This window comes from Azospirillum formosense, from assembly GCF_013340925.1.
In the GTDB taxonomy this organism is placed as follows: domain Bacteria; phylum Pseudomonadota; class Alphaproteobacteria; order Azospirillales; family Azospirillaceae; genus Azospirillum; species Azospirillum formosense.
Window position 1 is genome coordinate 1 of sequence record NZ_WHOR01000294.1, and the last position, 6,645, is coordinate 6,645.

General features: G+C 68.6%; 5 protein-coding genes. 4 read left to right on the plus strand and 1 reads right to left on the minus strand.

Annotated features, from left to right (window positions below; all coding sequences use genetic code 11):
* The first annotated feature begins 42 nt into the window (after positions 1-42).
* The 4 genes from sfsA to GBZ26_RS25325 all read left to right on the plus strand — a co-directional run bounded on the left by sfsA (position 43) and on the right by GBZ26_RS25325 (position 3,037).
* Positions 43-771, plus strand: a complete 729-nt coding sequence (gene sfsA, locus GBZ26_RS25310; protein ID WP_174441207.1) for a DNA/RNA nuclease SfsA — start codon at positions 43-45, stop codon at positions 769-771.
* 70 nt (positions 772-841) lie between these two features.
* Entirely contained in the window at positions 842-1,675 is an 834-nt protein-coding gene (map, locus tag GBZ26_RS25315; protein ID WP_174441208.1) for a type I methionyl aminopeptidase, read from the plus strand.
* A 72-nt stretch (positions 1,676-1,747) separates the two neighbouring features.
* Positions 1,748-2,527 (plus strand): RadC family protein, encoded by a 780-nt coding sequence (radC, locus tag GBZ26_RS25320; protein ID WP_211104958.1) that lies wholly within the window; start codon positions 1,748-1,750, stop codon positions 2,525-2,527.
* 84 nt (positions 2,528-2,611) lie between these two features.
* A complete protein-coding gene (locus tag GBZ26_RS25325; RefSeq protein ID WP_149164319.1) occupies positions 2,612-3,037 on the plus strand; it encodes a tellurite resistance TerB family protein in 426 nt (141 codons plus the stop codon).
* Between the two features lie 25 nt (positions 3,038-3,062).
* On the opposite strand, the gene GBZ26_RS25330 is transcribed toward GBZ26_RS25325, so the two are convergent.
* Positions 3,063-6,305 carry a bifunctional diguanylate cyclase/phosphodiesterase gene (locus GBZ26_RS25330; protein WP_174441209.1) on the minus strand — a complete coding sequence of 1,081 codons (3,243 nt, stop codon included), beginning with the start codon at positions 6,303-6,305 and terminating at the stop codon, positions 3,063-3,065.
* Positions 6,306-6,645 lie beyond the last annotated feature (340 nt).

Below are 6,645 nucleotides of genomic sequence, written 5' to 3' on the forward strand. Positions count from 1 at the left end.
GCTTGCCGGGCGGCGGGGGCGCGCTTTAACCTAGGGCCCAACATGCGCTTCCCCACCCCCCTCCTGCAAGGCCGCCTCGTCCGCCGCTACAAGCGGTTCCTCGCCGACGTGGACCTCGACGGCGCCCTGGTCACCGCCCATGTGCCGAATTCGGGCAGCATGATCGGGGTGGACGCCCCCGGCTCCGCCGTCTGGCTGTCGCGGTCGGACAACCCCAAGCGCAAGCTCGCCCACACGCTGGAGCTGGTCGAGGCGCGGGACGATCCGGACGCCCCCTGCCTCGTCGGCGTCAACACCGCGCATCCCAACGGGCTGGTCGCCGCCGCCATCGCCGCCGGCACCATCCCGGAGCTGGCCGGCTACGCCCGGCTGCGGCGCGAGGTGACGTACGGGCGCAAGTCCCGCATCGACATCCTGCTGGAGGACGACACCCGGCTGCCGGCCTACGTCGAGGTCAAGAACGTCCATCTGCGCCGCCCCGCGCGGGGTGACGGGCGGGCCGCGGAGTTCCCGGACTGCGTGACCGCCCGCGGCGCCAAGCATCTGGTGGAGATGGCCGGGATGGTCCGCCAGGGCGCGCGGGCGGTCATGGTCTATCTTGTGCAGCGCGCCGACTGCGCCTACTTCCGAGTCGCCGCCGACATCGACCCCGCCTACGCCGCCGGATTGCGCCTCGCGCTCGAATCGGGGGTGGAAGCCGTGTGCTGGTCCTGTAGGATCACCCCGCAGGCGATCGAGCTGGAACGGCCGCTGCCGATCCGCATGGATTGACCGCGCTCTTTGTTCACCGCCGGGCCTGCCGGCGCGTTTTCTGGGACCTGATCTGTAGGGGACGATTCTCTTGGACCACGACGACCTCGATTCCCATCGCATCCGGATTCATGGGCCGGAGGATTTCGAGGGCATGCGCAAGGCCGGACGGCTGGCCGCGGCCACGCTCGATTTCATCACGCCCTACGTCCAGCCCGGCGTCACCACCGGCGAGCTGGACCGGCTGCTGGAACAGCACATCCGCGACCACGGCGGCATCCCGGCCCCGCTCGGCTACCGCGGCTTCCCGAAGGCCAACTGCATTTCCGTCAACCATGTGGTCTGCCACGGCATTCCCGGCGACAAGCGGCTGCAGAACGGCGACATCCTGAACATCGACGTCACCCCGATCCTGGACGGCTGGTATGGCGACAGCAGCCGCATGTATCTGTGCGGCGACGTCGGCGTGAAGGCGAAGAAGCTGGTCGACGTCACCTACGACGCGCTGATGATCGGCATCAATCAGGTGAAGCCGGGCGCCACGCTGGGCGACATCGGCCACGCCATCCAGACCTTCGCGGAAGGCCATCGCTACTCCGTCGTCCGCGATTTCTGCGGCCACGGGCTGGGCCGCGTCTTCCACGAGCCGCCGTCGGTCCTGCATTTCGGCAACCCGGGCACCGGCGCCGTCCTGCGCGAGGGCATGATCTTCACCATCGAGCCGATGATCAACGCCGGCCGCTACGACGTGAAGATCCTCGGCGACGGCTGGACCGCGGTGACCAAGGACAAGTCGCTGTCCGCCCAGTTCGAGCATTCCATCGGCGTGACCAAGGACGGCTGCGAGATCTTCACCCTGTCCCCCGCCGGCTTCCACAAGCCCCCCTACGCCGTCCCGGCCGAGGAAGCGACCGCAGCCGTATGAGTTTCCCGCGGCTGTGATTTTCGCGCGGAAGAGGTATAGTCCCGACGCACACATTCGTATGGTGGCGTCGGGATGGCGGGACGGAAGAGCGCGAAGCGATCGGGGGAAATGGAGGAGGCCCAGGCGCTTCCGGGGCTGGAGCCGCCCCCGGACGTCTCCGAGGATGAACCCCATCACAAGGGTCACCGCCAGCGTCTCTACAGCCGTTTTCTCGACGGTGGGCCGGACGCGCTCCAGGACTACGAGCTGCTGGAGATGATCCTGTTCGCGGTCAACCCGCGACGCGACGTGAAGCCGCTGGCCAAGTCGCTGATCCGCGACTTCGGCGACATCTGGAGCGTCGTGAACGCCCCGCCGCCCCGTCTGCGCGGCTATTGCGTGGGGGAGGTCTCGCTGGCGTCCGACAAGGCGGTCGCGACGCTGCGGGCGGTCGGGGCGGCGGCTCTGCGCGGGATGCGGCAGCGGGTGATGGACCGGCCCGTCCTGGCCAACTGGCAGTCGCTGCTGGACTACTGCACCGCCGCCATGGCCCACCAGCCGATGGAGCAGTTCCGCCTGCTCTTCCTCGACCGCAAGAACAAGCTGATCGCCGACGAGGTCCAGCAGACCGGCACGGTGGACCACACCCCGGTCTACCCGCGCGAGGTGGTGCGGCGGGCGCTGGAGCTGTCGGCCAGCGCCATCATCCTGGTGCACAACCACCCCTCCGGCGACCCCACCCCCAGCCGCGCCGACATCGAGATGACCAAGGAAATCCTGCGCGCCGCCCACAGCCTGGGCATCGCCGTCCATGACCACGTCATCGTCGGCAAGGGCAAGCATGTCAGCTTCAAAGCCCAAGGGTTGATGTAGCCGCAACCCTGTCCTGCAGACCCATCTTGTGGCCTGGACCGGCGCCCCCATATGTGCGGCGTTCGTCACCACAGAGGTAGCACCATGGGCCTTTTCGACATGTTCAAGGGATCGGCGCCGCTGGATCTCACCCCCCGCCGGACGCTGGTCGTCTCGCTGATCTACTGCATGGGCTCGGACGGCGAGCTGGACCCGGAGGAAGTCGGCCACCTGCTGTCGGTGATGGGCCGCAGCGCCACGCGGGAGGAGCTGGACCGCTGCTTCAAGTACGCGCGCAGCACCCCGCCCGACGCCTTCCTGGCCGCCGCCACGCCGAACCTGAACGAGCAGCAGCGGCTGTGCATCCTGCTGAACATGCTCGACAGCGCCATGGCCGACGGCGAGGCCGAGCAGGGCGAGCGCGACCTGATCGCGCGCTTCCAGCAGGCCTTCGGCCTCGACGACGCCAAGCTCGGCCCCTATTTCCAGGCGCTGGTCGCCAAGAACGACCGCAGCGTGCTGGGCGCGTAAGACCGCTTTCGCGTCGCATCGCCCGTCAGCCGACCGCCTCTGGAGCGTCGGCGTGACGGGCGATGAAGGCCACGAAATCGTCGTAGGGCATGGGGCGGCCCAACAGATAGCCCTGGATCTGGTCGCAGCCCAGCCGGGCCAGCCCGCCGAACTGCTCCTCCGTCTCCACCCCCTCGGCCAGGGTCTGCATGCGCAGCGAGCGCGCCATGCCGATGATCGCCTCGGCGATGGCCCCACCGTCGGAGCCGTCGGTCAGGCTGGTCACGAAGGAGCGGTCGATCTTCAGCTTGTCGACGCGGAAGCGCTTCAGATAGCTGAGGCTGGAATAGCCGGTGCCGAAATCGTCGATGGCCAACGCCACACCCATCTCGCGCAGGCGGGCGAAGGTGTTGCTCACCATGTCGGACTCGTCCATCAGGACGCTTTCCGTCACCTCCAGCTCCAGGCAGCGGGCCGGCACCTTGTAGGCGTCCAGCCAGAAGGCCACACGGTCCGCCAAACCGGGGCGGCGAAGCTGCACCGCCGACAGGTTGATGGCGATGAGAAGCGGATGGCCGCGGGCGAGCAGGTCGGCGGCGCGGCGGCAGGCCTCGCCCAGCACCCAGTCGCCGATCGGCTGGATCAGGCCGGTGTCCTCGGCCACCGGGATGAACTGGCCGGGCGGGATCATCGTGCCGTCGCGGCGGCGCCAGCGCAACAGGCCCTCCGCCCCGACGAGGCGGCGGCCGTCCACCGCGAACTGCGGCTGGAAATGCAGCTCCAGCTCGTTGTCGGCCAGGGCATGGCGCAAGTTGCTTTCCAGCCACATCCGTTCCGACGCCCGCTTGTTCAGCTCCGGCGTGAAGAACTGGTGGTTGGCGCGCCCCGCCTCCTTGGCGGCGTACATCGCCATGTCCGCGCATTTCAGAAGCGTGTCGATGGTCGTCGCATCGTCGGGATAGAGCGCGATGCCGATGGACGGGGAAATCTGCAGCTCGTGCCCGTCCACCGGGAAGGACTCGGCCATTGCGCGCAGCACCTTGCGGGCCACCGAGCAGGCCGCGTCGGGTCCGTCCAGATCGTTGAGGAGGATGACGAACTCGTCGCCGCCCTGGCGGCTGACGGTGTCGCTGGCCCGCACCGTCTCCAGCAGCCGCGCCCCCACCGCGCGCAGCAGCCGGTCGCCGACGCCGTGCCCCAGACTGTCGTTGATGGTCTTGAAGCGGTCGAGATCGACGAACAGCAGCCCCACCTTGGTGCCGTGCCGGTCGGCGGCGAGCATGGCGCGCTCCAGCCGGTCGCGCAGCAGGAAGCGGTTGGGCAGATCGGTCAGGAAGTCGTACTGCGCCAGATGCCGGATGCGCTCCTCCTGGGCGCGCTTCTCGGTGATGTCGGAGAAGGCGGCGATGTAGTTGACGGCCTCCCCCGCCTCGTTGCGCACCATCTGGATGCTGAGCCACTCCGGATAGACCTCGCCGGACTTGCGCTTGTTCCAGATCTCGCCGGACCAGTGGCCCTCCTCCTTCAGCTTCACCCACATCGCGGCGTAGAAGGCGCCGTCCTGCCGGCCCGAGGCGAGCATGGCCGGATCGCCGCCGATCACCTCCTCGCGGCTGTAGCCGGTGATGCGGCAGAAGGCGTCGTTGACCGCGACGATGCGATTCTTCTCGTTGGTGACGACCATGCCTTCGGCGGCGTTGTCGAACACCTTGGCGGACAGCCGCAGCTCCCACTCCGCGCGCTTGCGCTCCGAGATGTCGCGGGCGATGGCGCAGTAGTAGGCGTCGCCCTCGTAGGTGACGCGGCTGGCCGTCACCTCCAGCTCCAGCGCGCGCCCGTCGCGGGTGCGGTAGAGCGTCTCGTAATGGGCCGACGCCTCGGCCGCCTCGTCGCGGAAGCGTTCCAGAAGGTCGGCGTGGCCGCCGGCCAGCCCGGCCAGCGGGGCGCCCAGCGCGGCGCAGCCGAAGGGGTTGACGTAGGCGATGCGCAGCTCCGCATCCGCCAGCACGACGATCTCGGACACATGGTCCACGAAGAAGTTGGCGAGGTAGAGCTGCCGCGCCCGCTCGCGCAGCATGCTGTCGCTCTCCCGCATGTTGGACTGGTAGCCGCGGACGATGCGGCGGACCCAGCCGGTGACCAGCCAGGACACCCCGGCCGACGCGCCCAGCGCCAGCGCCAGCACCGCCACCGTGGTCAGGATGCGCTTCTTCATGCCGGCGCTGATCTCGGCCCGCCGCTGCGCCAGCACGGAATCGATGTCGTCGGTGTAGAAGCCGGCGATCAGCACCCATCCCCAGACGTCCGGCGCCGTGGCGTAGGACAGTTTCGGCGCCGGGCGCCCGGTGACCGGATGCACCCAGTCGAAGCGCAGCTCCCCGCCGCCCTGCCGGCCGGCCTCCAGCAGGCGGGTGACCAGATCCCGCTCGGTTTCCCAGGGCAGGGCGCGGGCGTTCTTGCCCTCCGCCGCCGGGGAGGTCGGGGAGAGGAGCACCTCGCCATCCTCCCGCAGCACGGCGATGAAGCCCGAATCGCCGAAACGCCGGGCGCGCAACCGCTCCAGCGTCTCGCGCTGAAGCTTCTCCTCCACCGCCCCGACATAGTCGCCGGTGCCGATCAGCCAGTTGAACGGCTCGAACCGGCGGACATAGGCGAACTTGTCGGACATGCTGTGCGGGTTGCCCGGCGCGTACCAGCGGTAGCGGGTGAAGCCCTGCATCTCCGGATCGTCCACGGCGCGGATCAGGTTGCGCATGATCGGGCGCCCCTGGTCGTCGCGGTTGTCGAGCAGCGAGCTGCCCTCCCGCTGCGGGTCGGTGGGCAGCAGCACACAGGTGCCCTGCATGTCGTCGATGAAGTAGTAGCCGCGCCCGCCGAAGAAGCGCAGGGGCCGCAAGGTCTCCTTGATCGACTGCCGGATCGACACCTCCGGCAGATACTCCTTCTCGCGCTCGTAGATGGTCCAGGCGATGCCGTAGGCCTCGTCCACCTTGGCGCGCAGCTCGGCGCGCAGCAGCGGTTCGGTGCGCGACCGCATGTAGGCGAGGTAGGACCGCGCGTTCTCCAGCTCCTCCTGCAGGGTCTGGCGCTGCACTTCCAGGTAGCGCGCTTCGGTCTGCTTCAGATCGGCTTCGAAATCCAGCCGGTGCTGCCAGATGAAGTAGGCGCCCAAGCCCACCACCACCGCCGCGACCAGAAACAGGGAGGTCAGGAACTGCAGACGGTAAAGGCGCCTCTCGTCCGAAGTCCGGGACGGCTCGCGCATCAACTCGGCGATCGGATCGGACAACGAAAGCCCTCCTGGAACCACGCCCGGCGTTGCCCGTCCACGGCGCATATGCCACATCATTAGTGCGCGCAGCCGGGACTCGGCAAGTTCAAGGTGAAGAAGCCGGCGCGACGAATTGCCAATCTTTGCGATTTTTCCGGGAAGACGAGCCCGTCCTCGGAAACCTTATGACGCGCCCCCGCATCCATCGGGGCTGCGAAGGGGCTTTGCAGCGCCGTCCGGCGCGGTTATGGTCCCGCGCGCGAGCAACAGGGGGCGGTTTGCGCCACCGCAAAAATCCCGATACGCCCCGCCCGCCGCCGAAGCGTTCAGGTCCGCCATCCCCCGGAGAGTCCGATGA

Bases quoted from the DNA above. Each gene is read 5' to 3' on its own strand.
- sfsA (WP_174441207.1), top strand. From the start codon at position 43: ATGCGCTTCCCCACCCCCCTCCTGCAAGGCCGCCTCGTCCGCCGCTAC.
- radC (WP_211104958.1), top strand. From the start codon at position 1,748: ATGGCGGGACGGAAGAGCGCGAAGCGATCGGGGGAAATGGAGGAGGCC.
- GBZ26_RS25325 (WP_149164319.1), top strand. From the start codon at position 2,612: ATGGGCCTTTTCGACATGTTCAAGGGATCGGCGCCGCTGGATCTCACC.